The sequence below is a fragment of the Streptomyces cylindrosporus genome, from assembly GCF_022698165.1.
GTDB classification, from domain to species: domain Bacteria; phylum Actinomycetota; class Actinomycetes; order Streptomycetales; family Streptomycetaceae; genus Streptomyces; species Streptomyces cylindrosporus.
Genome location: NZ_JALDAY010000006.1, coordinates 406558 through 431526, shown reverse-complemented (window position 1 = coordinate 431526; position 24969 = coordinate 406558). Strand labels below are relative to the sequence as shown.

Here is a 24969-nt window from a genome sequence, read left to right as displayed (position 1 = left end):
ACGCACGACAGGAGAGGCACACACCCATGACCCGGGTGCTCGTGGTGGAGGACGACCCGCAGCTGGTACGGGCCCTCGTGATCAACTTGCAGGCTCGGCGGTACGGAGTGGACGCCGCCCCCGACGGGGCCACCGCGCTGCGGCTCGCGGCGGCGCGCCGGCCGGACGTGGTCATGCTCGACCTCGGGCTGCCCGACATGGACGGCGTGGACGTGATCAGGGCGCTGCGCGGCTGGAGCCGGGTGCCGGTCCTGGTGCTGTCGGCGCGGCAGGCGTCCGACGAGAAGGTCGCCGCCCTGGACGCCGGCGCCGACGACTACATCACCAAGCCGTTCAGCATGGACGAGCTGCTCGCCCGGCTGCGGGCCGCGGTCCGCCGCACCGAGGACGCGCCGCTCGTCCCCGAGACCACACGGGTCGAGACGGACGACTTCAGCATCGACCTGCTGGCGAAGAAGGTCGTGCGCAACGGGCGGGACGTGCGGCTGACCCCGACCGAGTGGCACCTGCTGGAGATCCTCGTGGTCAGCCCCGGCCGGCTGATCACGCAGACGCACCTGCTCCAGGAGGTCTGGGGCGTGTCCCAGAGCAACAAGACCAACTACCTGCGCGTCTACATGGCCCAGCTCCGCCGCAAACTGGAGACGGACCCCGCCCACCCCCGCTATCTGATCACCGAGCCCGGCATGGGCTACCGCTTCGAGGGATGACAGGGCAGGCGGCAAGGTCCGGATCCACCGCCCCGGCGCGGCGTACGCCGTAGCGCGTGGTCAGGCAGTACCGCCGCCCGGCCGCCACCCCAGCGCCGGCCCGAGCTTCGTGGCCATGTCCGTCAGGATCTGCACGTAGTCCTCGTGCTCGAAGGTGAACGGCAGTGCGAAGGCGACCTCGTCCACCTCGCGGAACGCGGCGTGTGCGTGCAGGCGTTCGGCGATCTCGGCCGAGGTGCCGACCAGGTCCGGCGCGAACAGGAGCCGGGCGGGGCCCTGCGGTGACGTCGTACGAGGGGTGCGTTTGGCCGCGTACTCCTCGTACCGGGCGCGCTGCTCGGGCGAGGCGGAGTCGGTCGGGATGACGACCAGGCCCTGCGAGACGCGGGCGGCCTCGCCGTCGGGGTGGGCGGCGCGGAAGGCGCGGATGTGGGAGAGCTGGATCCCAGCGAAGTCGAAGTCCGGCCCGTCGGCCCCCTCGGCCTTGACCACGCTGCTGGTCAGGAAGTTCATGCCGTGCTCGCCGGCCCAGCGCGCCGAGCTCAGGCTGCCGCCGCCGTACCAGAGCCGCTTGCCCAGGCCGGGCGAGTGCGGCTGAACCCGGTCCGAGAAGACCTCGAAGCCCTCGACCCCGCTGAAGTCCGTCGCGCTCTTGCCCCGCACGAAGTCCACCAGCCGCCGCACCCGCTCGTACGAGAAGTCCTCGGCGTCGGCCGTGTCCGGGTAGAGCGCCTCCTTGACCTGGTCGAAGTGCATCGGCGGACCCACGCTCACGCCCGGGTTGACGCGACCCCCGGACAGGATGTCGACCGTGGCCAGGTCCTCGGCCAGCCGCAGCGGGTTCTCCCAGCCCAGCGGGATGACCGCGGTGCCGAGCTCGATCCGGCTGGTGCGCTGCGAGGCCGCGGCCATCACCGCGACGGGGGAGGAGATGCCGTACTGCAGGTGGCGGTGGCGCAGCCACGCGCTGTCGAAACCGAGCCGCTCGCCCAGCTCGATGATCTCCAGCGTGGACTCGTGGCCCCGCCGTGGATCCGCCTCGTCGAACAGGCCGATGGTCAGAAAGCCCAGCTTGCGCAGGGGGCGAGGAGACGGCGACACGGGTTCCTCCGCGGTTGCTTGATGAATCAAGTATTACGGCATGCCAACCCGGTCGCCGCGCGAACTGTTCCCATGACCTGGGTCAAGATCTGGTCAGGTGAGCGGGATGGTGACCTCGTCCTCCACCGGCGGTTCGATCTCCTGCGCGCGGTTGCCGGTGGCGGCGTAGCAGCGCAGCCGGACGGCCTCCGGAGTGACGTCCAGGCGCAGGAAGCACTTGAAGAAGGGCGGGCTGTAGGTCGCCGAACCCGGCGAGAACAGCTGCGTGTAGATCTTGCGCACCGGGAGGCGGAAGCGCGAGGTGCGGTCGGGGCGGCCGCCGGCGCCGAGCAGGGTGGCCACCAGGCGGGTACGGCGGGTCACGCGCGCCGGGGTGCCGGGGGCGCGGGTCGGCTCGATGCCCAGGCGCTCGGCGATCACCGCCATCGCCTCGGCCTCGGTGAGGGTGAAGAAGCGGCGCAGACGCAGCCGGCGGCCGTAGAGCCGGCTGTAGAACGCGAGGGAGTCGCCGCGCAGCGGGTAGCAGCGGAACTCCTTCTCGGTGACGTTCGCGATGTCGACGCGCGGGATGGTGTGGGTGGCGTGCATGAACGCCCCGCCGCCGCCCGAGACCACGTACTGAATGGTGCGCCCGTCGGCCAACCGGACAGGGTAGCGCTGGTAGTTGTGGATGTCCCCGCCGATGGCCGCCACGTAGTGGTGCTCGGGGTCGCTGACGATGTCGTCGACCGTGCCGCCGCCGTCCTCGATCGTGCACGGGTCGTACTTGCCGTCCACGTACAGCGGCGAGCCGGTGATGAGGATCTTCGGGCGGGGGCCCTTCGACACCTCGCGCAGCCAGGCGCCCTGTTCGGCGTCGATGGTGCCGAGCAGACCCGTGTCTATGCCTATGAGGCGTACGGGTCCGGCGTCGATGGCCCAGTACGGGCCCGGCTGGACGGCCTGTTGAGCCGGTGCCGAGCGCAACTCGCGCGCCTCGTCGAGATGTTGGCCGTCCGCCTTGCGGGGCCGGTGCCACAGCAGCGAGCGCAGCCAGGCCCTGGTGAGCGGGCGGGGCGCGGGCTCGGCGGCGAGCGGCGGGGCGTCCGCGCAGAAGACCCGCATGAACGCGCCGAGGCCCTCGTACCAGTCGTGGTTGCCCGGGACCGCGTAGATCGGCGCCGGGTAGTCCTGGTACGGCCGGAAGAACTTGGTGCGGTAGTCGTCGGCGCTGCCCACCGGGTAGATGACGTCGCTGGCGATCACGGAGAAGTTCGTGCCCTGACTGACCTTCAGGAAGCCCGGTACGACGGCGTACTGGGGATCGTCGCCCTCGCCGGTGTCGCCGATGACCATGAACGAGAAGCGGTCCGGGTCGTCGCGCCGGATGAGCTTGTCGGCGGGTGCGCCGGCGGCTTCGCGTTGGGCCACCCAGCGGGCGCGGGTACGGCCGGTCGGGTCGCCGAACCAGGAGGCCAGCACGCCGTTGCGGGCGGCCCACAGCGTCCGGGGGTTGAGCCAGGACAGCTTCTCGACCTTGTGCGGCATCAGCCGCTTGTACTCGCCGCGTTCGGCGGCGCCCCAGCCGGCGCCTTCGGCGGTATCGCGTGAGGAGTCAGACACCGGGGCACCTTGACATGCTCCTCGCCCTGAAGTGAAATCCGAGGATTTTGGCCTTCTCGACTGGAGGCTGTGCCGCTACGCGGCACGGTTTCCGGTCGGGAATCCGTGGCTTCCTGTTTCTTCGCGCTGTGCCGGGATTGCTCCTGGTCTTACCGGCGCTCCGCAGGCTGATACCGCCAGTCCGGCGGCCTGTTTGACGTTGAGTGCGGCATTGTGGTCCCGGTCGTGGACGCTGCCGCAGGCGCTGCAGGTCCATTCCCGCACGTTGAGGGGTTTGGGTCCGTCCACGGCGCCGCAGGTGGAGCAGGTCTGGGAGGTCGGCTCAAATCGGCCGATCTTCACCAGGGTGCGCCCGTACCGTTGTGCTTTGTAGGTCAGCATGCTGATGAACGAGGACCATCCGGCGTCGTGCACGGACTTGGCCAGCTTTGTGCGGGCCAGTCCTGCCACCGACAGGTCCTCCACGGCGATCCCTTGGTTGTCGGAGATCAGCCTGGTGGAGAGCTGGTGGTGGAACTCACGGCGCGCGTCAGCGACCTTCGCGTGGGCGCGGGCGACCTTCAGGCGGGCCTTGGCCCGGTTCTTTGATCCCTTCTGCTTGCGGGACAGTTCCTGGTGGGCCTTCTTCAGTTTCTTCTCCGCGCGCCGCAGGAAGCGCGGGGAGTCGATCTTCGTGCCGTCGGAGAGGACGGCGAAGTGGGTGAGGCCGAGATCGATGCCGACGGTGCGGTCGCTCTCGGGCATCCGCATTGCATCGGTTGCGGGGTCGGTGTCGATGACGAAGGAGGCGAAGTACCTGCCAGCCGCGTCCTTGACGACGGTGACGGAGGTGGGCGTGGAGGGCAGTTTGCGAGACCATGTCACCTTCACCGCGCCGATCTTCGGCAGGTTCAGACGGCCATGGCCGGTGATGCTCCAGCGGGCGTTGGCGGTGAACCGGATCGACTGCCGGGCGTCCTTACGGGACTTGAACCGGGGCGAGCCGGCCTTCGCTCCCGTGCGGGTGCCCTTGCGGCAGGAGAAGAAGTTGCGGTAGGCCGCCTCGGCGTCGCGCAGAGACTGCTGGAGCACGACTGCGGACACCTCGCTCAGCCAGCACCGCTCCTTCGTCCGCTTGGCCTCGGTGATCAGCGTCCGGGACAGCTGACCGGCGGTCGGGAACGGCAGCCCGGCCCTCCGGGCGTCCTCACGGGCCCGCACCGCGTCGTTGAACACGACACGGGCGCACCCGAACGCCCTGGCCAGCGCGGCCTGTTGAGCGGCGTCGGGGTACAACCGGAAGGCGTACCGCAGCTGCATGACGACCACACTAGGCAAATCGAACCCACGCCGTCACCGGGAACGTGCGAGCGACCCGTCACCGTCACGAACGAGCAGGGTCCGGCTCCGCCGAAACGAGACCGCGACGGTCCGCGTCGCCGCCACAAGATTCGCTGCACCCCCAGCCTCAAAGCCGGAGCACCGCGAATGAATCCCGGTAACCTGCCGTGCGGATCGGCCACCGGGAAGGAACAAGAGCCGTGATCCTGCCGAAGGTCAGAGATCCCCGCTTCGTCACGATCCGCCGAGGCGGGACCCTCACGGACGACGATCACCATCTCCTCGCCCTGTGGGCGGCGGACTGCGCGGAGCACGTGCTCGAACTGTTCGAGTCGGCCCGGCCCGGGGACCCACGGCCGCGGCAGGCGATCGAGCATGCCCGCGCCTGGAACCGGGGCGAGGTCCGGATGATGCAGGCCCGCGCGGCCGGCGGTCACGCCATGGGCGCGGCTCGGGACCTGGAGGGTGCGGCACGGCATGCCGCCTACGCCGCCGGCCAGGCCGCGGTCGTCGCGCATGTCGCCGCGCACGAACTCGGTGCCGCCGCCTATGCGATCAAGGCTGTGCGCGCCGCCGCGCCGAAGGGCGCGAGTGAGGCCGCGGGGCGGCGGGAGTGCCGGTGGCAGCGCGACCGGCTCCCCGAGGCGATCCGCGAACTCGTCCTCGACGACCAGCGGTTGCGGAACGACATCTGCTGGTCGGTGTTCGACTGCTGAGGCCCGGTCCGCGGGCAGTGCGACGAGCGCACCGCAACCGGCACGTACCGTCCGAACCGCCGCGCCCGGCCTGAGAGGATCAACGGCGAGCACCGCCCCTCCGAAAGGCCACGCATGCCCGCCGACTTCATCGACCTCGTCCCCGACCCCGAGCAGGGCCGGCTGCTGCTGGGCATCCGCCACTTCGGCGAGCCCTTCCTGCTCACCGTCTCCCTCTCCCAGGGGCTGGGTTCGAGCGACCTGTGGCTGGACCGGGGCAGGGCGGGCAAGGCGAGGTCGGCGGAGTTCCGGCGGGTCGGCGACCGCGTGCTGTTCCTCGTACGGAACAAGCACTTCCTGACGTCCGGCGACGAGGCGGCCGTGCGGGCCGGGCAGGAGTCCTTCGCGCCGTCCGTCGTGTGGAGCGGGCCGGTGCTGCGCGAAGCCGACGGCGCGGTGGTCGTGGACGCGAGCGGGCTCGTCCTGGCCGACCACGACCGGGTCGCGGAGCACCTGTTCGACAGGGAGCAGGGGGAGTACGTCGTCGACGAGGAGCGCAGTCTGCCGCTCGTCGCCGACAGCCGCACCGGACCGGCCGGCATCCGGCTCCCCGCGCTGCTCACCTTCCGTGGACCGGGCCGCGGGTCGGCGGTGCGCGCGGTCGCCGCCGACCCGCGCGCCCTGACCCTCGTCCAGCAGCTCAACCTGGTCCGACTGCCGTCCGATCCGATGCCCGCCCGCCGCTTCCACCCCAACTCCGGTGGCTACGGCGTCGGTTACGCAGACCACGGCAACGTCGGCCTGCGCGACACCCAGGTAAAGGTCCAGCCCCGCTTCCGCGTCGGCCCGGACCGCGCCCCCATCGTGTTCCGGGTCGACCCGGCGATCCCGGAGCCCTTCCGCTCGGCGGTGATCGAGGGCGGCAACTGGTGGCAGGAGGCCTTCGCCGCCGCCGGACTGCCCGGCGCCTACCGGGTGGAGGCGGGCGACGCCGGCTTCGACCCGTACGAGCCCGGCGTCAACGGTGTCGTGTGGGTGCACCGGGCGGGCCGCGGCTGGTCCCTCGGGCAGGGGCTGACCGACCCGCGCACCGGCGAGATCCTGCACGCCCGGGTCCGGCTCGGCTCCCAGCGCGTCGAGCAGGTGCGCGCCCTCGGCGAGGCCCTGCTGGCCCCCTACGGCCGCCCTGACGAGGCCGAACGGCTCGCCGCCGTCGAGGAGTTGGTCCTCGCCCGGCTGCGCCATCTCGCCGCGCACGAGATCGGCCACGCGCTCGGCTTCATGCACAACTTCGCCAGTACGACCCACCCGAAGCCGTCCGTCATGGACTACCCGCACGCCCGCGTCCGCGTCACCGACGACGCCCGCCTCGACCTCTCCGTCGCGTACACCACGGGCCTCGGCCCCTGGGACCACTTTCTCGTCGCCCACGCCTACGGTGACCACGAGGCCGCGGCCCTCGCGGAGTTGCGTGAGGAGGCGGCTCGCGCGGGTCTGCACTTCATCGCCGACGAGGACGCCCAGGGCAACCATGCCGCCCACGCCGACGCGGTGCCCTGGGTGACGGGAGGGCACCCGCTGGAGGCACTGGAGAACATGACGCGCGCCCGGCGCATCGCGCTGGAGGGATTCGGCCGTGGAGTGCTGCCGCCCGACCGGCAGACCGGTGAACTCGAGGAGCGCGCCCTGCTGTTGCACCTCCTGCACCGCCACGAGGTGACCGCCGTCGCCCGCCTGGTCGGGGGAGTGCACTACGCGTACGGCCTCGCGGGCGACGCCACCCAGGGCCCCCGGCCCGTCGACGCCACCACCCAGCACAGAGCCCTCGCCCGGCTCGCGAACCTTCTGCGCGCCGAGGAACTCGCCCTGCCGGACAGCGTGTTGAGCACCCTCACCCCGCCCGCCATTCGCTACGGGCGCACCGACCAGTACCTCGACACCGACGCCGGGTACGTCTTCGACCCCTTCGAGGCCGTCCGTGTCGCCGTCACCCTGGTCACCGAGCCGCTGCTGGAGCCGGCCCGCCTCAACCGGCTCGCCTGGCAGCACGCCGCCGACCCCGCCGTACCCGGAGCCGCCGATCTGGCCGACGCGCTGCTGGCGGCCACGTGGCGCCGCACCGACCCGGTCCCGGCCGAGGTCGTGGGCGGTGCGGAGGTGCAGCGCACGGCCGACTGGACGGTCCTCAACCACCTGCTGACCGTGCTGCAGGACGGCGCCCTGCACGCTCCGGTTCGCACGGCGCTGCGCAGTGCCCTGCGCCGACTGGCCGGCGAGTTGCGGGAGGGGTACGAGGACGGCCGGCGCGAGGCCGCGGACCTGATCGACCGCGTCCTGGCCGACCCCGCCTCGGTGACCCTCGACCCGCTGCCGCGCGTGCCGCCGGGCGCGCCGAACTGAGCGCGTCCCGGGCGCCGTCGGGAAGACCCGGCTCAGCGCTCGGGCGAGCGCGGCGAGGTCCAACGCGATGCGGACTGCGGCGAGGTGCCGTACGAACCCTGCTGCCTCGGCGGGGCCGGAGTGTATGCGTCCTGTCGTGACCGTGCGGTTCGCGTGGCGCCGTCGAAGAAGGGCTCACCGGCGAGTGGCGCGGTCTCTCGCTCCTTGGCCCCGGCCTTGCGCCGGGCAGCGGCGGACTGGTTCCACTCGCCGTCGCCCAGGACCAGCAGCGGGTCGAACATGACCACCACTCCGGCCAGCAGCAGGAAGACCGCCGGGCCCAGCAGCATGGGAAGCAGCAGGGAGGTCGGCGAGTCGCCCGCCCAGGTCCCGTTGCCCTTGCCGTGCACATGGACGCTGACGGCGGCCATCGCCGTGTAGTGCATGCCGGACACCGCGACGCCCATGACCAGGCTGGCGCCGAGACTTGTCAGGAAGCCCCGGACGGTGACGGCCGCCCACAGTGCCGCCGTCGCCGCGACGATCGCGATCGCAACCGACAGCAGGACCGTGCCGGTGTTGTACTGGATGTCGCCGTTCAGCTCCATCGCGGCCATGCCCAGGTAGTGCATGGCGGCGACGCCGAGGCCGGTGACGGTGCCCGCGACGGCCAGCGTGCCGCGGCCCGCGCCCCGGTATCCGACGATGAACACCCCGATGCCGACCACCACGATCGCGACGGCCAGGCTGAGCAGGGTGAGGCCGATGTCGTAACGGATTCCGGTCTCCTCGACCTGGAAGCCGAGCATCGCGATGAAGTGCATCGTCCAGATCCCGCAGCCGATCGACGCCGCGCCGAGCGCGAGCCAACCGGGCTTCCAGGACGCCTCGTTGAGCAGGGACCGGACGATGCAGCGCAGTCCCAGCGCCCCTCCCATGCAGGCCATCAGATAGGCCGCCACCGGGGTCACCGCGCCATAGCGGAACCCGTCAACCGTGCCTTGCATATGCCAACTCCCCCCAGAGCCATGGCAGATTGTGGAGCAAGGTCTACGGGTGGGGAGCCTGTAACCGCAAGGGATTACCGCCGGTAAGTGATTAACTCTCAACTATGAGTGGTTAACTCTTGTCGCACGACGGTGAGTTCTGGCCATGATCGGTCGACCGGGGTGGCCGCTGTGACGTCGGTGTCCCCGGTGGCCTCCGCACTAGCGGTCACGGCATCGAACCCGCCACCTGCTCGCCGGGCTTCTCGCCGAAGGGTCGTGCCCTGGCCGAATCCGTGACGGGCCCTCCGGTGCGGAGGAAGGCGCGCCCGGTGTTCAGCCCTGCTGGACCGGGACGACGATCAGCTCCGCGACGTTGACGTGCGGGGGCGCGCTCACGGCGAAGGCGATGGCGTCGGCGATGTCCTCGGCGGCCAGGGGCCGGATGCCGGTCCGCATGTCGTCCAGTGCCGTGCGCAGGTCGGCGTCCTGCATGTCCGAGCCCAACTCGGTTACGGTGACGCCGGGTTCCACGTTCTTCACGCGGACGCCACGGGGCCCCAGCTCGGCGCGCAGGTTGCGGGTGAGGTGGGCGACCGCGGACTTGGTGGCGCTGTAGACGGACCAGTTGGGGTAGAGGGCGTGCCCGGCCACGGAGCCGACGTGCACCAGGTCCGCTGCCCGGCCCGGCTCCGCGGTGGCGAGCAGGTCGCCTGTGAAGGCGCGCGCGGTGTGCAGCAGGCCGCGCAGATTGACGTCGATCATGCGGTCCCACTCGTCGGCCCGGCCGTCCTCGAAGGGCGCGCCGAGCATCGCCCCGGCGTTCGCCATGACGAGGTCGACGGGGCCGAGCGCGTCGCGGACGGCGCGGGCGGCGGTGTCGAGGGCGTCGGGATCGGTGAGGTCGACGGTCACCGGCAGCACGGCACCCGTGGCGGTGGGCCGCAGCTCGTCGGCCAGGATCTTGAGCCGGTCCTCGCGGCGGCCCAGGAGGGCGACCGCGGCCCCGTCGCCGGCCAGCCGGCGGGCCGTCGCCTCACCGATGCCGCTGGAGGCGCCGGTCACCACCGCGACACGCCCGCCGAGGGGCTGGGCGGAGGTGCTGCTGTTGGTGTTGTTGAGAAGTTCGGAAGTCATGCCCACAGCCTGCGGCGATCGCACAACGGCGACCAGGCAGCGGTTCTCGTGGGAGGGGTGAACGTAGGAGTACCACGGCCACCTTCCGCGCTCGCCCAGGCGTGCGGGCCATGCCTACGCTCGTGGGCATGGACAGCGCGAACCCTGCCCCGGACTCCGTCCGCGGGGACCCCCGTCTCGCTTCGCTCGGGGAGTACCTGCGAGCCCGCCGGGCGCAGGTGCGGCCCGAGGACTCCGGCCTGCCCGTCTCCGCGCGGCGCCGGGTGGCGGGGCTGCGCCGCGAAGAGGTCGCGATGCTGGCCGGGGTCAGCACCGACTACTACGTACGGCTCGAACAGGGCCGCGAGCGTAACCCGTCCGCCCAGGTGCTCGACGCGCTGGCCGGGGCCCTGCACCTGGACGCCGACGCGACGGAACACCTCCACCGGCTGGCCCGCCCGGCCCGAGGGCGGGACCGCACCCGTAAAGCGCCGGAACAGGTCAGCCCGGTCCTGCTGCGCATGATGGACCGCTGGCACTCGACACCGGCGGTGGTCCTCGGACGCCGCATGAACGTCCTCGCCCACAACCCCTTGGGCCGGGCCCTGTTCGCGGGCCACACCTACAGCGACGACCTGCTCCGCCTGGTGTTCCTCGACCCGGACGCGCACGAGTTCTACCCGGACTGGGAGCGGGCGGCGGCCAACACCGTGGGCGCACTCCGCGCGGCCGCGGGCACTGACCACGACGACCCGCACCTCATCCGCACGGTCGGCGAACTCTCCCTGAAGAGCCCGGAGTTCCGCCGCCTGTGGGCCCGCCACGACATCCGCCGGAAGACCCACGAAACCAAACGCTTGCGCCACCCCCTGGTCGGCGAACTGACCCTCGACTACGAGTCGTTCACCATCAACAGCGCCCCCGGCCGGCAACTCGTCGTCTATGAAGCCGCCCCGAACAGCCCCTCCGCGGAGGCCCTCGCCCTGCTGGGCAGCCTCACCGCGGACCGCCCCGCCGAAGAACGGACCCCGTCCGAGAACCCGTCACCCGGCGCCGACTGAGCCCTCACCGCAGGTCGAGCCGCATCACGACCCGGGGATGACCGGCCAGCACCGACCTGGTGTCGGCGGCATGCACGAACCCGGCTCGCTCGAAGTTCTTGCGGATCCCGGCGTACGCCATCGTCGTGTCGACCGCGCCGCCACCGTTGTCGACGGGATACGCCTCGACGACCGGTGCGCCCTGCGCGCGAGCGAACTCCACGGCGCCCGCGATCAGCGCGTGCGAGATCCCCTGCCCCCGGTGGCCGGGACGCACCCGAAGGCACCACAGCGACCAGACCGGCAGGTCGTCGAGGTGCGGGACGGTGCGGCTGCGCGCGTACGTGGTGTCCGCGCGCGGCGCCACGGCGGCCCAGCCGACCGGCACGTCACCGTCGTACGCGAGCACCCCCGGCGCGGGCTCCGCACGGCACAGCCCGGCGACGTACTCCCCGCGCGCCGGCCCGCGCAGCTCCTTGTCGAGCCGGGACGGGATCCGGTGACTCAGACACCAGCACACCGTGGCCCCCGGCGACTTGGGGCCGATCACGGCACGGACGTCCTCGAAGACCGAAGCGGGACGAACGTCGATGCTCATGACACCACGATGGCACGCGGGGCGGGGCGGCGGCGACCAATTATTCGAATATGTGTTTGAGTCAAGTGCTCGATGGTAGGTCCTCTGCATGCCGACACCCTCCTTTCCCGAGCAGCTCATCCGCACCCGCTGCTTCACCCTGGGCATGCCGGACCGCTTCTCGCTCACCCCCGACGGCCGAACCGTCCTGTTCCTCCGCTCCCGTGCCGGCGACGACCCGGCCGTCTGCCTCTGGGCGCTGGACCTCGACACCGGCACGGAAGAGCTCCTTGCGGACCCCTTACGGCTGCTGGGGCCCGGGGGATCGGGCATCGAGTCGTACGCCACCGACCGAACCGCCGGTCTGATCGCCTTCGCCCTGGAGGGCGAGCTGTGGACGGTCCGTCCGGGCCGGACGCCACCGCGACGCCTGCCGGTGCCGGGCGCGGTGTCCGACCCGCGCCCTGATCCCACCGGCCGTCACATCGCCTACGTCACCGACGGCGCCCTGCGTGTCAGGGCGGCGGACGGCGGTGCGGACCGCGCCCTCGCCCAACCGGGCGGCCCCGACATCGAGTTCGGTGCCGCCAGGCATACCGTCGCCACCTCACCCGACGACCCGCGCGGCCACTGGTGGTCCCCGGACGGGACCCACCTGCTCGTCGCCCGCAGCGACTTCGCCGCCGTCCCGCCCTGGCCGGGGATCGAAGGCGAAGATCCCAAGCCGCCCTTCTCGGCGGTCGGTTGCCCCAATCCGGACGTCACGCTCTGGATCGCTGATCTCAACGGCTCGCTCACGCAGACGTGTTGGGACCGTGACGCCTTCGAGTACGTCGTCGGCGCCGGCTGGGACGACCACGGCCCCTACGCCGTCGTACAGTCCCGCGACCAGTGCGCCGTCCGCTTCCTCGCCATCGACCCCGCCGACGGCCGGACGACGATCCTGGAAGAGCAGCGCGACGACCGCTGGGTCCGTCTCGTCCCCGGACTCCCCGCCCGCACCGCCTCCGGCGCCCTCCTCTCACACGCCGACCGAGACGGTACTCGCCACCTGACCGTGGACGGCGTACCCGTCACACCACCCGGACTCCAACTCCGGGCCCTGCTCGGCGAGGACGGCGACCAGGTGCTGTTCACCGCTTCCGAGGAACCCACCGAGACGCACCTGTGGAGCCACGACCCGGTGGACGGCCTGCGGCAGCTCACCTCCGCCCGGGCTGTCCACTCCGGTGTGCGCCGTGGCGGCACGCTCCTCGGAGTCGCTCGCGGTGCCGACCGGTCCGTCGGGGGAGTCGAGGCCCGCCGGGAAGGGCGAGGCCCCGTGCCCGTCGCCTCGTACGTCGAACAGCCGGTCATCGAGCTCGATATGCGTCACCTCGCCCTCGGACCCCTTGGGCTGCGTGCCCGGCTGCATTTCCCGTCCTGGTATCGCCCGGGCCGCGGGCGCCTGCCGGTGCTGGTCGACTCCTACGGCGGCGCGGCGCGACAGCGCGTCACCGCGGAGGCGGACTGGAGGGTGCTGGTGTCGCAGTGGTTCGCCGAGCAGGGGTTCGCGGTGCTGGCCACCGACGGGCGCGGTACCCCCGGGCGCGGGCCGGACTGGGAGCGCGAGGTGCACGGCGATCTGTTCACGCTCGCCCTCGACGACCAGGTCACCGCCGTGCGCGAGGCGGTACGGCGCCATCCCGCGCTCGACCCGGACCGCGTCGGCATCCGCGGATGGTCCTTCAGCGGAGCGCTCGCCGTCGCCGCCGTCCTGCGCCGGCCGGACGTCTTCCGCGTGGCGGTGGCCGGGGCGGGGGTCACCGATCAGCGGCTGTACAACGCCCACTGGCGGGAGCGGTTCCTCGGGCAGCCCGACAGGCATCCGGAGCGGTACGCGGCCTGCGATCTGGTGCGTGAGGCGCCGCGTCTGACCAGGCCGCTGTTCCTGATGCACGGCCTCGCCGACGTCAACGTCCCGCCCGTCAACACACTGCGCATGGCGCAGGCGCTGCAAGCCGCCGGGCGCCCCCACGAGGTGCTGTTCCTGCCGGGCGTCGGCCATCAACCGATCGGCAGCCCGGCGACGAAGGAGCTGTTGGATCGTCAAGTGCGGTTTCTGCAAGCCGACTTGGGCGGCGTACGCACAGAGGGATAACCCTCGATTACCACGGACGCGGATGACATGGACCGGTCAATCCTGCCACCATCCCCCCAACCGCCGCACACACCCCCCACGTTCTCAACACAGCCGGTCCCGCACAGCTCGGCTCGTCCCGGTCAGCACACCCGTCTGCCCGGTCTGTCACCGGTCGCCCCACGCGGCCAACGCAGTAGGAGAACGAGTGAGACGCATCCCCCGCAAGCGGACCGCGGCAGGAGCCCTGGTCTCCACCGCAGCCTTCCTCGCCGTCGGCATCCAGTCGGTTCCGGCGACCGCCACGCCCGCGGCTCCCCACCCAAGTCCCCTGCGCGCCGGGGGCCTTGAGGCCAAACTGACCCCGGCGCAGCACAAGGCACTCGTCAAGAGCGCGGAGCAGAAGACCTCCGCGACCGCCCGCTCCCTCGGACTCGGCGCCAAGGAGAAGCTGGTCGTCAGGGACGTCGTGAAGGACAACGACGGCACCCTGCACACCCGCTACGAGCGGACGTACGCCGGTCTGCCCGTCCTCGGCGGCGACCTCGTCGTGCACACCCCACCCGCCTCCCTCGCGGCCGGCACGGTGAGTACGACGTTCAACAACAAGCACACCATCAAGGTCGCCTCCACCACCGCGACCTTCACCAAGGCGGCCGCCGCGACCAAGGCCCTGAAGGCCGCGAAGGCCCTCGACGCCGTACGGCCCAGCACCGACAGCGCCCGCAAGGTCATCTGGGCCGGCACCGGCACCCCGAAGCTCGCCTGGGAGACGGTGGTCGGCGGCCTCCAGGACGACGGCACGCCCAGCCAGCTGCACGTCATCACCGACGCCGCCACCGGCAAGGAGCTCTACCGGTACCAGGCGATCAAGACGGGCACCGGCAACACCCAGTACAGCGGCACGGTCACGCTGAACACGACGCTGTCGGGTTCGACGTACCAGCTGTACGACACCACGCGCGGCGGCCACAAGACGTACAACCTCAACAACGGCACGTCCGGCACCGGCACCCTGATGACGGACTCCGACGACGTCTGGGGCACCGGTTCCGGCTCCAACACGCAGACCGCCGGCGCGGACGCGGCCTACGGCGCCCAGACGACCTGGGACTTCTACAAGAACACCTTCGGCCGCAGCGGCATCAAGAACGACGGCGTCGCCGCCTACTCGCGCGTCCACTACAGCTCGGCGTACGTCAACGCCTTCTGGGACGACAGCTGCTTCTGCATGACGTACGGCGACGGCTCGGGCGGCACGCACGCGCTGACCTCGCTGGACGTCGCCGGCCACGAGATGAGCCACGGCGTCACCTCCAACACGGCGGGGCTCAACTACACCGGTGAGTCGGGCGGGTTGAACGAGGCGACCTCCGACATCTTCGGCACGGGCGTGGAGTTCTACGCCAACAACTCCTCCGACGTCGGCGACTACCTCATCGGCGAGAAGATCGACATCAACGGCGACGGCACCCCGCTGCGCTACATGGACAAGCCCAGCAAGGACGGCTCGTCCGCGGACAGTTGGTACTCCGGTGTCGGCAACCTCGACGTGCACTACTCCTCGGGCCCCGCGAACCACATGTTCTACCTGCTGTCCGAGGGCAGCGGCACCAAGACCATCAACGGCGTCACCTACACCAGCACCACCTCCGACGGTGTCGCCGTCGCCGGCATCGGACGGGCCGCGGCCCTGCAGATCTGGTACAAGGCGCTGACGACGTACATGACGTCCAGCACCAACTACGCCGGAGCCCGCACCGCCGCGCTCAACGCCGCCGCCGCGCTGTACGGCACCAGCTCCACCCAGTACGCCGGTGTCGGCAACGCGTTCGCGGGCATCAACGTCGGCAGCCACATCACCGTGCCGACCAGCGGTGTCACGGTCACCAACCCGGGCAGCCAGTCCTCCACCGTCGGAACCGCGGTGAGCCTGCAGATCTCGGCCAGCTCCACCAACAGCGGCTCCCTGACCTATGCCGCCAGTGGTCTGCCGACCGGCCTGTCGATCAACAGCTCGACGGGCGTGATCTCCGGTACGCCGACCACCGCCGGCACCTACAGCACCACCGTCACGGTGACCGACTCGACCGGCGCCACCGGCACCGCCTCCTTCACCTGGACGGTCAGCTCCAGCGGAGGCGGCGGCACCTGCACCTCGGCCCAGCTCCTGGGCAACCAGGGCTTCGAGTCGGGCAACACCACCTGGACCGCGACCAGCGGAGTCATCACCAACTCCAGCAGCGAGAGCGCCCACGGCGGCTCGTACTACGCGTGGCTGGACGGCTACGGCTCCACCCACACCGACACGCTCTCGCAGTCGGTGACCATCCCGAGCGGCTGCAAGGCGACGCTCACCTTCTATCTCCACATCGATACCTCGGAGACCACCACCAGCACTCAGTACGACAAGCTGACGGTCACCGCCGGTTCGACCACCCTGGCGACGTACTCGAACCTCAACGCCGCCTCCGGCTACACCCAGAAGTCCTTCGACCTGTCGTCCCTGGCGGGCTCGACCGTCGCCCTGAAGTTCAGCGGTGTCGAGGACTCCTCGCTCCAGACCAGCTTCGTCGTCGACGACACCGCTTTGACGACCAGCTGACCACCCGCACGCAAAAGGGCCCCACCCCGCACGGGGTGAGGCCCTTCGGCGTCAGTTGAACGGGTCGAGGGTCAGATACGCCTGCTGCGGGCTGCCGTCCTGGACGAGCGACTCGTGGTTGCCGACGTCGTCGAAGGCGAACGCGTAGGCCTTGCCGTCGGCCATCTGCGCGTGGATCGCGCGGGCGTACTGGTTGGTCACCGCGTCCTGGTAGAAGTTCGCCGAGGACGTGTCCGGCTGGTTCGGGTTGACCAGCAGCGTGGTGCGGTTGAAGCCCGCGCACAGGGTGCGTGAAATGGGGCCGCGCACCTGGTCGTTGGGCGCGTCGAGGAGCTTGTGGCAGCCGAAGACGCTGTCCGCGTCCGGCTTCTGGAAGCTGGTGACGACCGCGCCCGAACCGTTGGTGAAGTTCATGACGTTGCCCGAGACCCTGCCGAAGTACTTGGTGTCGGGCTGGTCGGCGAACGGTGTCACGGTCAGGGTCGCCGACGCGTACTTCTGCCAGACGCGGTTGATGTAGTCGTCCATCACGGACGCCGGCAGCGCACCGGACTCCAGCCCGTGCCCCGGCGCGAGCGCCCGCAGCACCGTACCGTCGGACCGCGTCTGGATCAGCCCGGCCCAGCCGCCGGACTTCCCGCGCAGATCGTTCAGGACCCCGTTGTAGCCACCCGACTTGAGGTGCCCGGTGCTCAGCGTGCTGCCGTCGGAGCGCTGCACACCCACCGCGTACGGCGCCGAGAACATGTCCACCTGCGTGCTGTTGAGCCACAGACCGGAGTCGTTCAGCGTGTACTCGGACCAGTTGAAGAGGATGTCGTGGTTGGGGTCGGTCGGGTTCTGCACGGCGGGCTGCACCAGTCCGCCGGTGGTCAGCTTGAACACGAGCTTCTGCCCGTACGAGAAGTAGATCCGCCCCGAGAACTTGGGGATCTGGATCGTCTTCGACTGACCGGCGGCCGGCCCCGCGATCGACGCGTCCGGCGCGGGCGTCGGCGGGTTGCCGCCGGCCGGCCAGGCGTGGAAGGTGCCGTTCGCGTCCGCCCAGCCCTGCTGGCCCGTCGAGAGCAGCGTGCCGATCGTGTAGACGTAGACGGCGTCGCCGCGGCCGGAGTTGTTGGTCACCTTCAGGGGAATCGTCGCCGGTACCGCCGCCTTGGCGGACGAGGGCGACTGGATCGCGATCACCGTGGCGATCAGGGCGGCCGCGGCCGCGAAGGCCGGCATGCGGCGTGTGAGCTTGTGGTGCACGCTCCACCTCCGTGTGTGGGGGGTCACTCGAGGGGATTGGTCCGTACCTGTGGTTGAGAGCGCTCTCAAGGTGGCACCGGGATGCGTGCATGTCAATGAGTTGAACACAGAACGACGCCCGCGGAGTTGAACCCGCGGGCGTCGCCCCAACTTCTGAACCCGCGCCTCAGAAGGTCCGGCCGAGCAGATCGAGCAGCGCCGCCCAGTGCCGCTCGTCGGCCTCCTTGTCGTAGGCGTCCGTGTCCGCCTGCGTGTACCCGTGCTGCGCGCCCGGATAGACCTCGCAGCGGTGTCGTACGCCCGCCGCCGTCAGGGTCTCCTCCAGCAACTGCTGCTGCTCGGGAGGCATGGAGGCGTCCTGGTCGGCGTGGCCGAAGTACACCTCCGCGGTGACGTTCCCCGCCACCAGATGCGGGCTGTCCGGTGCTTCCGTCGCCAGCCGCCCGCCGTGGAAACCGGCCGCCGCCGCGACCCGGTCGGGGTAGGTGCCGGCGGTGAGCAGCACGAGCCGGGCGCCCATGCAGTAGCCGGTCAGCGCGACCGGCCCGTCCGCGACCAGCGGGGAGTCGGCCATCCACTGCAGATACGCGCCCGCGTCCCGCATGGCCAACTCCGGGGTGAGGGACTGCATCACCGCGGGGATCTTCTCCCAGAGGGCGCCCCGGGTCTCCGGGCCGATGAAGTCGGGGAGGTCGAAGACCGGCGCGCGCCCGTGCCGGTAGAACACGTGCGGGAGCAGAACCGTGTAACCGGCGGCCGCCAGCCGGTCGGCCATGGCGTTCAGGTGCGGACGCGGTCCGTAGGCGTCCTGGTAGAGCAGTACGCCGGGGTGGGGGAGGCCGTCGGCGGGGTGCGCCAGGTAGGCGTCGGCGACGCCGTCCTCGGTGGTGATGTCAACGGCCGTTCCCTGTACGGAGGTCATGGGGGGGGCTGCCTCTCTGCGTGCTCGGCGCCGACCGGCTCTGCTGCCCGACGGGCCGGATGCGGCCATCGTTGCACGAGCCACCTACCGGGCCGGAAGGGGCCCCGGCCTGCTGGAACGCTGGAGTTCACTCGAAGCGGGAGGTGTCCCCGGCTCCTCGTCGTACGATCTCCGCCTCGCCGTCCGAGAAGTCGATGACGGTCGTCGGCTCGGTGCCGCACTCGCCGGAGTCGACCACCGCGTCGAGCACGTGGTCGAGGCGGTCCTTGATCTCCCAGCCCTGGGTCATCGGCTCCTCCTCGTCGGGCAGCAGCAGCGTGCTGGACAGCAGCGGCTCACCCAGCTCGGCGAGCAGGGCCTGGGTGACGACGTGGTCGGGGATGCGCACGCCGACCGTCTTCTTCTTGGGGTGCTGGAGCATGCGCGGCACCTCCTTCGTCGCCGGCAGGATGAAGGTGTAACTGCCGGGCGTGGACGCCTTGATGGCCCGGAACACGTCGTTGTCGACCCGTACGAACTGGCCGAGCTGCGCGAAGTCCTGGCACACGAGGGTGAAGTGGTGCCGGTCGTCCAGGTGCCGGATGGTGCGGATCCGGTCGATGCCGTCCCGGCTGCCCAGCCGGCAGCCGAGCGCGTAGCAGGAGTCGGTGGGGTACGCGATCAGGGCGCCCTGGCGGATGCTGTCGGCGACCTGGGAGATGGTGCGCGGCTGGGGGTTGTCGGGGTGCACGTCGAAGTACTTCGCCATTCGCCGAGCTTATGCCGTGCTCACCTTGGCGACGAACGCGGCGAGGTTGGCCACGGTGCGGCGGACCTTCTCCTCCAGGGTGATCGTCTCGTGCAGCCGGGCGCCGACGCCCGCGTCCTTCTTGCCGCGCACGTACAGCGAACAGGCGAGGTCGCTGCACATGTAGGCGCCCACCGAGTTGCCCTGCTGCCCGGCCCTGCCCGCCCTGGGCGCCACCATCAGCGAGACGCCCCCGGAGTGCGTGGTCAGGCACATCGAGCACATGCTGCGCCGGGTCTGCCCGGAGCCGGCGTTCGACGCGCGCATGGCGAGGGCCCTGGGGCGGCCGTCCAGCGCTATCACGAGATAGGCCCGGTCGGGCGCCTGCGGATCGCGCCAGCCGAGGTAGTCCAGGTCCGCCCAGGGCTGCTCGGCCAGGTCACGCGGGACGTTCAGCCGCTTCGCCTCGCCCTTGGAGCAGTTCACGAAGGCGGCACGGATCTCTTGCTCGGTCAGCGGTTCCATAAGGCCACGCTAATTTGCCTAAAAGCTTTAGGCAAATGCATAATCGCTTCAGGCGAGCGGAAGGGTGCTCATGGCACGGGTAGGACTGACCACGGACCGGGTGGTCCGGGCGGGCGCGGAGCTGGCCGACGAGGTCGGTTTCGACCAGGTGACCGCCTCGGAGCTGGCCCGGCGCTTCGACGTCAAGGTCGCGAGCCTGTACGCGCACGTGAAGAACTCCCAGGACCTCAGGACCCGGATCGCGCTCCTCGCCCTGGAGGAGCTCGCCGACCTGGCCGCCGACGCCGTGGCGGGCCGGGCCGGCAAGGACGCCCTGGTCGCCTTCGCGAACGTTTACCGCGACTACGGCCGCGAACACCCCGGCCGCGCCACCGCGGCCCGCATGCGGCTCGACCCCGAGACCGCGGCGGCGAGCGCGGGCGTACGGCACGCGCAGATGACCCGCGCCATCCTGCGCGGCTACGACCTGGGCGAACCCGACCAGACCCATGCCGTACGGCTGCTGGGCAGCGTCTTCCACGGCTACAGCAGCCTGGAGCTGGCCGGCGGCTTCAGCCACAGCGCCCCCGACTCGGAGGAGTCCTGGACCCGGATCCTGGACGCCCTCGACGCCCTGCTGCGCAACTGGCCCGCCACCCCCACCCCTTGATCGACAGGCCGAGGACATGCCCGCCGAGCACGACTTGATCACCACCCCCGTCACGGCCGGCCTCCTGCGCGGCGCTCTCGACGTGGAGAGGACCGAACACGGCCTGCTGCCGCACCGGTTGCCCGCCTGGGCCCGGGCCCAGAACACCGACCCGCAGCTGGCCATGGCCGAGTCGCAGTCATCGGGCATACGGCTCGCCCTCCGCACCCGGGCGACCGTCGTCGAACTGGACACCCTGCGCACCAAGCGCGAGTACGTGGGCGCCCCGCCACGCCCCGACGGCCTGTACGACCTCCTCGTCGACGGCCGCCTGACGGGTCAGGGCAGCGTCACGGGCGGCAACACCGTCACCGTCGACATGACGGCCGGCACCGCCGAACTGCGGCCCGGCCCCGTCGGCACCGTCCGCTTCACCGGCCTGCCCGACAGCCTGAAGACCGTGGAGATCTGGCTGCCGCACAACGAGAGGACCGAAGTCGTCGCCCTGCGCACCGACGCCCCCGTGGACCCCGCCCCCGCCGACGGCCGCAGAGTGTGGCTGCACCACGGCAGTTCGATCAGCCACGGCTCCGACGCCGCGAGCCCGACGTCCATCTGGCCCGCGCTCGCGGCCTCCCTCGCCGGAGTGGAACTGACCAACCTCGGCCTGGCCGGCAGCGCCCTGCTCGACCCCTTCACCGCCCGCACCCTGCGCGACGCCCCCGCGGACCTGATCAGCGTCAAGATCGGCATCAACCTGGTCAACGCCGACGTGATGCGCCTGCGTGCCTTCACCCCCGCCGTGCACGGCTTCCTCGACACCATCCGCGAGGGCCACCCCGACACGCCCCTGCTGGTCGTCTCGCCGATCCTGTGCCCCATGCACGAGGACACGCCCGGTCCGAGCGTCCCGGACTTCAGCGGCATCGCCGCCGGACGCCTGCGCTTCGCCGCCCTGGGCGACCCGGCGGAGCGCGCGAGCGGAAAGCTCACCCTGAACGTCATCCGCGACGAACTCGCCCGCATCGTCCGCCGGCGCGCCGCCGACGACCCGAACCTCCACTACCTCGACGGCCGCGATCTCTATGGCGAGGCCGACGCGGCCGAGTTCCCGTTGCCGGACGACCTCCATCCGGACGCCGCGACCCACCGCCGCATCGGGGAGCGCTTCGCCGAACTGGCCTTCGCGGACGGTGGCGCCTTCGGAGAAAGGGGCGCGTCCGACGCCTGAAACCCACCCACGGTCGCCGGCCGCTTTCCGTGCGACGTCGGCCGATTGCCCGGCGAAGTGCGGGTACTCGGACGGTCCCACAACGACTACGGCTGGAGGCGGCCCGTATGACCAGCAGCAGCGAGACCGGCGGTGTGACCGGCACCCCGGACAAGGACTACAACCTCATCTGGTACGTCGAGGCGTGCCTGAGCAACGCCCTGCGTCTGGAGACGTACATCCAGGACGCGGAGCGCGAGAAGGACACCGAGACCGCCGACCTGTTCCGCAAGGCCCAGGCGGACAGCCGCAAGGGCGCCGAACTCGGCAAGACGCTCCTGAAGTCACGGCTCAACGGCGGCTGAACACACGCCTCCGGCAGTGACGAACGGCCCGGCCACGGCTACGGTACTCGCCAGTAACCGGACCGCGTCCAGGAGGCGACCATGCCGCAGCTCGAAGTCGACGGCGCAGTGCTGACGTACGACGACGAGGGGCCCCGCGACAGCGAGGGCGTGCCGCTGGTGTTCGTGCACGGGTGGACGGCCGACCGCCATCGCTGGGACCACCAGATCGAGCACTTCGCCGCCGGGCGGCGGGTGATACGGCTGGACCTGCGCGGGCACGGCGAGAGCACCGGCGCGGGCGTACGGGCCGTCGGCGAACTCGCCGACGACGTCCTCGCCCTGCTGGACCACCTGAAGGTCGACCGGTGCGTCCTCGTCGGCCACTCCATGGGCGGGATGATCGTCCAGACCATCGCCCTCGCCCGGCCGGACCGGGTGGAGCGCCTGGTGCTGGTGGACTCGATCAGCCGTATGACCTACAGCCGTGGGCGGGGCCTGCTCATGGCGGTCTCCACCCGCCTGCCCTACAAGCTGTTCGTCGCCACCAACATCAAACGGGCCTTCTCGCCCGGCTACCCGCGCGAGGAGGTCCGCAAGTACATCGAGGCCTCCACGGCCACGCCGAAGGAGGTCGTGATGACCGACTACGGCGCGATGCGGGCCTTCGACGTCCTCGACCGGCTCGGCGAGATCGAGGCTCCCACGCTCCTCGTGCACGGCTACCACGACATCCAACTGCCCCTGAAGCAGATGCTGCGCATGGCGAAGGCCTATCCGAACGCCGTGGTCCGCATCATCGATGCGGGCCACGAACTGCCGGTGGAGAAGCCCGCGGAACTGACCGCCGCGCTCGACGCGTTCCTGAGCGAACGGGCGTGACCGCCCTCCCACGTCCCGGGGCGTCACAGCTGACCGGCGAGCAGGTCGTTCAGCCGTGTGCCCTCGGCCCAGCGCCGCAGCGCGGTCCCGTCGAGCAGGCAGATCCTCCCCTCCCGGTGCGCCCAGCGGACGTCCCGTGCCCTGAATGTTCCCCGGTGCACGACCAGGCGTAACGGCGAGGTGTCTCCCCGGCGTTGGTGAGGATGGAGCGGATCCTCGTCGGGGAGGGGCTCCGCCACCGGCCGGAAGGCCACTTCGAGACGGTGGCCGCCCTTGTCCTTGGCGCACAGGTGCGGCCGCTCGGGTGCGGATGTCATCCGCACCCGCCACCCGTCCCGGCGCAGCATCCGGGCCACCGCCAACGCGAGGCCCTGCGTGTCGAGTTCGAGCAGTTCGTCCGAGGTGTAGTAGCCGGAGCGGCGGCGGATCCCGGGGCGCCGGCGTCGGGCCCCCAACGCGACCAGCAACAGCACCGCGGCGCCACCGGCGACGGGTACGGCGACCCCGGCGGCGCGATAGCCCGCCGCCAGCCCGGCGACCAGCGCGCACACGACCACCGCCAGCCCCGCGAGCGCCGGCAGTACATCGCGCAGCCGCGGACCGTAGCGCCCCTCGACGCGCAGCAGGCGTACGGCGTTGCGTCTCCGTGCTCGCCGTGACTCGTAGGGTCGGTGAGCCCGCGATCGGCGCGCCACAGTGCCAGCCCCCCAACGCCGCCCGCTTCCACCCGCGTTGGCATCGATACCCGGTCCTCGACCGGGTGCCCGACGGGCGGGAGGGAATCCGGCAGCACACACCGGCGCACGGAGGCGTCAGGGGTGGCGAGTCGCGCGCCCGCGCTCTCGCGGGCCCGCGACTCGCGCCGTCAGCAGGGTCCTTCGTCCTGCCAGACACCCCAGTCGGAGGCCGTGGGCACCTCGTTCTGGGTCCACCACTTGGCCTTCCAGTTGTGCTTGTTGTACGAGACCTCGTCGCCGTTGGTGTAGACCGCGCTCGAACTCCACGGCGTCTTGCACCCGGTGGGCGTCGGGGTGGGAGTGGGCGTGGGGGTGGGGGTGGGGGTCGTGGACGGCGGGGTGGCGCCCGCGAACTTCACCGAGTACTTCGCGAAGTCCCAGGAGTTCTGCGCCACGCTGGAGCAAGTCCCGGACGTACGGCCGCCGTTGTCGGCCGGCGTGCACTGGCGGTCCCGGTTGAGGGACCAGAAGGTGAAGCGGTCCATGTTGTGGCTCGTGGCGTAGTCGAGCACGGTCTGGAAGTCGGCCTGGGTGAAGTACTCGCCGGTGTCGCTGCGCCCGTTCATCCCGGAGAAACCCTCGTGGGCGTAGGCGGTCGCCTGGTCCCAGCCGAAGGCCGACTGGAGGATGGCGTTGAAGTTGGTGAGGGCGCTGGTCTGCGAGGCCGCCCCGTTGAAGCCGCCGTCGAAGGGCATGATGGAGAAGTTGTTCGGCGTGAACCCCTGCGACTTGGCCTCCAGGAGCATCTGCTTGCCGAACCAGCCGGTGCCGTCCGCCGTGCCGGCCGTGGTCACGGAGACGTACAGGCCCGGGTTGTTCTGCTGGAGTATCTTCGCGGCGCCGATCTCGTTGTGGATCGCCGCGGTGTTCTCGTACTCCGGTTCCTCCAGGTCGAAGTCGATGGCGTGCAGGCCGTACTTGGTGATGACCTGCTGGTAGGCGGCCGCGGTCGATGCCGCGTCGGAACAGGTCTGGCCGAGCTTCGTACCGCCGTAACCGCCGATGGACACGGACACGTCGCCGCCCTTGGCGCGGATGGTGTCGATGACCGACTGGACGGCCGTGTCCGAAGACACCGGTGCCGTGCCGCCCCAAGTGGGCGAGCAGCCGCCGCCGTTGGGGGCGAGGACGAAGGCGAGCTGGAAGGCCTTGAGGCCGGTGGCGTCCATGATGGCGGCCGGGTCCGGCGGGTCGTTGTCGAGCGGCATCAGGTAGGGGGCCGCGGCGTACCAGCGGTTGTCGAGCGCGGTGGTGGCGCCCGAGGCGTGGCCCGCCATCAGCGCGGTGGTTCCCGCGGCGGTGAGTCCGACGGCGGCGGCTGCGCCGAGACATGCGCGAAGACGTCTCACGGTGTGCCTCCGGTGAGGTGGGGGAGTGGCCCCCAGCTTCGGGCTGGGCGGCGGGCACGTCTACGTTTAGGTCTAGACCAAACCATCTATTGGCCTAGACCATAAGATTCCTTTGCGCTGGGAGGTGTGGTCGACGCGCACGGG

General features: G+C 71.0%; 22 protein-coding genes. 10 read left to right on the top strand and 12 right to left on the bottom strand.

What is annotated here, in order from left to right; genetic code table 11:
• The first annotated feature begins 26 nt into the window (after positions 1 to 26).
• The gene (locus tag MQP27_RS21725) at positions 27 to 710 is read left to right on the top strand and encodes a response regulator (protein WP_242766960.1); all 684 of its coding nucleotides are present in this window, start codon (positions 27 to 29) and stop codon (positions 708 to 710) included.
• Between the two features lie 60 nt (positions 711 to 770).
• Here MQP27_RS21725 and MQP27_RS21720 read toward each other — a convergent pair whose 3' ends face one another.
• From MQP27_RS21720 to MQP27_RS21710, 3 genes are all read right to left on the bottom strand, one after another.
• Positions 771 to 1811, bottom strand: a complete 1041-nt coding sequence (locus MQP27_RS21720; RefSeq protein WP_242766959.1) for an LLM class flavin-dependent oxidoreductase — start codon at positions 1809 to 1811, stop codon at positions 771 to 773.
• Between the two features lie 93 nt (positions 1812 to 1904).
• Complete coding sequence (locus tag MQP27_RS21715; protein WP_242766958.1) at positions 1905 to 3413, bottom strand: metallophosphoesterase family protein; 1509 nt, start codon at positions 3411 to 3413, stop codon at positions 1905 to 1907.
• 75 nt (positions 3414 to 3488) lie between these two features.
• Positions 3489 to 4712 (bottom strand): RNA-guided endonuclease InsQ/TnpB family protein, encoded by a 1224-nt coding sequence (locus tag MQP27_RS21710; RefSeq protein WP_242766957.1) that lies wholly within the window; start codon positions 4710 to 4712, stop codon positions 3489 to 3491.
• Between the two features lie 221 nt (positions 4713 to 4933).
• Between MQP27_RS21710 and MQP27_RS21705 the strand changes: the two genes are divergently transcribed.
• Positions 4934 to 5449 carry a putative immunity protein gene (locus tag MQP27_RS21705; protein ID WP_242766956.1) on the top strand — a complete coding sequence of 172 codons (516 nt, stop codon included), beginning with the start codon at positions 4934 to 4936 and terminating at the stop codon, positions 5447 to 5449.
• 114 nt (positions 5450 to 5563) lie between these two features.
• Positions 5564 to 7828 carry a zinc-dependent metalloprotease gene (locus MQP27_RS21700; protein ID WP_242766955.1) on the top strand — a complete coding sequence of 755 codons (2265 nt, stop codon included), beginning with the start codon at positions 5564 to 5566 and terminating at the stop codon, positions 7826 to 7828.
• A gap of 32 nt (positions 7829 to 7860) precedes the next feature.
• Here the strand turns inward: MQP27_RS21700 and MQP27_RS21695 are convergent, their stop codons facing one another.
• Positions 7861 to 8814, bottom strand: coding sequence for an MHYT domain-containing protein (locus MQP27_RS21695; RefSeq protein ID WP_242766954.1), 954 nt, complete (start codon positions 8812 to 8814; stop codon positions 7861 to 7863).
• Positions 8815 to 9129: 315 nt separating this feature from the next.
• Positions 9130 to 9930 (bottom strand): SDR family oxidoreductase, encoded by an 801-nt coding sequence (locus MQP27_RS21690; RefSeq protein ID WP_242766953.1) that lies wholly within the window; start codon positions 9928 to 9930, stop codon positions 9130 to 9132.
• Between the two features lie 128 nt (positions 9931 to 10058).
• Here MQP27_RS21690 and MQP27_RS21685 point away from each other — a divergent pair, with 128 nt between their 5' ends.
• The gene (locus MQP27_RS21685) at positions 10059 to 10970 is read left to right on the top strand and encodes a helix-turn-helix domain-containing protein (RefSeq protein WP_242766952.1); all 912 of its coding nucleotides are present in this window, start codon (positions 10059 to 10061) and stop codon (positions 10968 to 10970) included.
• A 4-nt stretch (positions 10971 to 10974) separates the two neighbouring features.
• On the opposite strand, the gene MQP27_RS21680 is transcribed toward MQP27_RS21685, so the two are convergent.
• Positions 10975 to 11547 (bottom strand): GNAT family N-acetyltransferase, encoded by a 573-nt coding sequence (locus tag MQP27_RS21680; protein ID WP_242766951.1) that lies wholly within the window; start codon positions 11545 to 11547, stop codon positions 10975 to 10977.
• An 88-nt stretch (positions 11548 to 11635) separates the two neighbouring features.
• On the opposite strand from MQP27_RS21680, the gene MQP27_RS21675 reads away from it, so the two are divergent.
• A complete protein-coding gene (locus tag MQP27_RS21675) occupies positions 11636 to 13666 on the top strand; it encodes a S9 family peptidase (protein WP_242766950.1) in 2031 nt (676 codons plus the stop codon).
• A gap of 187 nt (positions 13667 to 13853) precedes the next feature.
• Positions 13854 to 16250 carry a M4 family metallopeptidase gene (locus MQP27_RS21670; RefSeq protein WP_242766949.1) on the top strand — a complete coding sequence of 799 codons (2397 nt, stop codon included), beginning with the start codon at positions 13854 to 13856 and terminating at the stop codon, positions 16248 to 16250.
• Between the two features lie 51 nt (positions 16251 to 16301).
• On the opposite strand, the gene MQP27_RS21665 is transcribed toward MQP27_RS21670, so the two are convergent.
• From MQP27_RS21665 to MQP27_RS21650, 4 genes are all read right to left on the bottom strand, one after another.
• Positions 16302 to 17477 (bottom strand): glycoside hydrolase family 64 protein, encoded by a 1176-nt coding sequence (locus MQP27_RS21665; protein ID WP_242767152.1) that lies wholly within the window; start codon positions 17475 to 17477, stop codon positions 16302 to 16304.
• Between the two features lie 190 nt (positions 17478 to 17667).
• Entirely contained in the window at positions 17668 to 18423 is a 756-nt protein-coding gene (locus MQP27_RS21660; RefSeq protein WP_242766948.1) for a dienelactone hydrolase family protein, read from the bottom strand.
• A 127-nt stretch (positions 18424 to 18550) separates the two neighbouring features.
• Positions 18551 to 19171 (bottom strand): L-threonylcarbamoyladenylate synthase, encoded by a 621-nt coding sequence (locus MQP27_RS21655; protein ID WP_242766947.1) that lies wholly within the window; start codon positions 19169 to 19171, stop codon positions 18551 to 18553.
• Between the two features lie 9 nt (positions 19172 to 19180).
• Positions 19181 to 19675, bottom strand: coding sequence for an FBP domain-containing protein (locus MQP27_RS21650; protein ID WP_242766946.1), 495 nt, complete (start codon positions 19673 to 19675; stop codon positions 19181 to 19183).
• Positions 19676 to 19745: 70 nt separating this feature from the next.
• On the opposite strand from MQP27_RS21650, the gene MQP27_RS21645 reads away from it, so the two are divergent.
• From MQP27_RS21645 to MQP27_RS21630, 4 genes are all read left to right on the top strand, one after another.
• The gene (locus MQP27_RS21645) at positions 19746 to 20324 is read left to right on the top strand and encodes a TetR/AcrR family transcriptional regulator (protein ID WP_242766945.1); all 579 of its coding nucleotides are present in this window, start codon (positions 19746 to 19748) and stop codon (positions 20322 to 20324) included.
• 16 nt (positions 20325 to 20340) lie between these two features.
• A complete protein-coding gene (locus MQP27_RS21640; protein ID WP_242766944.1) occupies positions 20341 to 21534 on the top strand; it encodes a GDSL-type esterase/lipase family protein in 1194 nt (397 codons plus the stop codon).
• Positions 21535 to 21641: 107 nt separating this feature from the next.
• Entirely contained in the window at positions 21642 to 21878 is a 237-nt protein-coding gene (locus MQP27_RS21635; RefSeq protein ID WP_242766943.1) for a hypothetical protein, read from the top strand.
• An 81-nt stretch (positions 21879 to 21959) separates the two neighbouring features.
• A complete protein-coding gene (locus tag MQP27_RS21630; protein ID WP_242766942.1) occupies positions 21960 to 22739 on the top strand; it encodes an alpha/beta fold hydrolase in 780 nt (259 codons plus the stop codon).
• Between the two features lie 23 nt (positions 22740 to 22762).
• On the opposite strand, the gene MQP27_RS21625 is transcribed toward MQP27_RS21630, so the two are convergent.
• The gene (locus tag MQP27_RS21625) at positions 22763 to 23434 is read right to left on the bottom strand and encodes a hypothetical protein (protein WP_242766941.1); all 672 of its coding nucleotides are present in this window, start codon (positions 23432 to 23434) and stop codon (positions 22763 to 22765) included.
• Positions 23435 to 23604: 170 nt separating this feature from the next.
• Entirely contained in the window at positions 23605 to 24825 is a 1221-nt protein-coding gene (locus tag MQP27_RS21620) for a chitinase (RefSeq protein ID WP_242766940.1), read from the bottom strand.
• Between the last annotated feature and the right edge of the window lie 144 nt (positions 24826 to 24969).

Bases quoted from the DNA above. Each gene is read 5' to 3' on its own strand.
- MQP27_RS21700 (WP_242766955.1), top strand. From the start codon at position 5,564: ATGCCCGCCGACTTCATCGACCTCGTCCCCGACCCCGAGCAGGGCCGG.
- MQP27_RS21680 (WP_242766951.1), bottom strand. From the start codon at position 11,547: ATGAGCATCGACGTTCGTCCCGCTTCGGTCTTCGAGGACGTCCGTGCC.
- MQP27_RS21660 (WP_242766948.1), bottom strand. From the start codon at position 18,423: ATGACCTCCGTACAGGGAACGGCCGTTGACATCACCACCGAGGACGGC.
- MQP27_RS21635 (WP_242766943.1), top strand. From the start codon at position 21,642: ATGACCAGCAGCAGCGAGACCGGCGGTGTGACCGGCACCCCGGACAAG.
- MQP27_RS21695 (WP_242766954.1), bottom strand. From the start codon at position 8,814: ATGCAAGGCACGGTTGACGGGTTCCGCTATGGCGCGGTGACCCCGGTG.
- MQP27_RS21655 (WP_242766947.1), bottom strand. From the start codon at position 19,171: ATGGCGAAGTACTTCGACGTGCACCCCGACAACCCCCAGCCGCGCACC.
- MQP27_RS21640 (WP_242766944.1), top strand. From the start codon at position 20,341: ATGCCCGCCGAGCACGACTTGATCACCACCCCCGTCACGGCCGGCCTC.
- MQP27_RS21645 (WP_242766945.1), top strand. From the start codon at position 19,746: ATGGCACGGGTAGGACTGACCACGGACCGGGTGGTCCGGGCGGGCGCG.
- MQP27_RS21650 (WP_242766946.1), bottom strand. From the start codon at position 19,675: ATGGAACCGCTGACCGAGCAAGAGATCCGTGCCGCCTTCGTGAACTGC.
- MQP27_RS21685 (WP_242766952.1), top strand. From the start codon at position 10,059: ATGGACAGCGCGAACCCTGCCCCGGACTCCGTCCGCGGGGACCCCCGT.
- MQP27_RS21725 (WP_242766960.1), top strand. From the start codon at position 27: ATGACCCGGGTGCTCGTGGTGGAGGACGACCCGCAGCTGGTACGGGCC.
- MQP27_RS21675 (WP_242766950.1), top strand. From the start codon at position 11,636: ATGCCGACACCCTCCTTTCCCGAGCAGCTCATCCGCACCCGCTGCTTC.
- MQP27_RS21690 (WP_242766953.1), bottom strand. From the start codon at position 9,930: ATGACTTCCGAACTTCTCAACAACACCAACAGCAGCACCTCCGCCCAG.
- MQP27_RS21630 (WP_242766942.1), top strand. From the start codon at position 21,960: ATGCCGCAGCTCGAAGTCGACGGCGCAGTGCTGACGTACGACGACGAG.
- MQP27_RS21710 (WP_242766957.1), bottom strand. From the start codon at position 4,712: ATGCAGCTGCGGTACGCCTTCCGGTTGTACCCCGACGCCGCTCAACAG.
- MQP27_RS21665 (WP_242767152.1), bottom strand. From the start codon at position 17,477: ATGCCGGCCTTCGCGGCCGCGGCCGCCCTGATCGCCACGGTGATCGCG.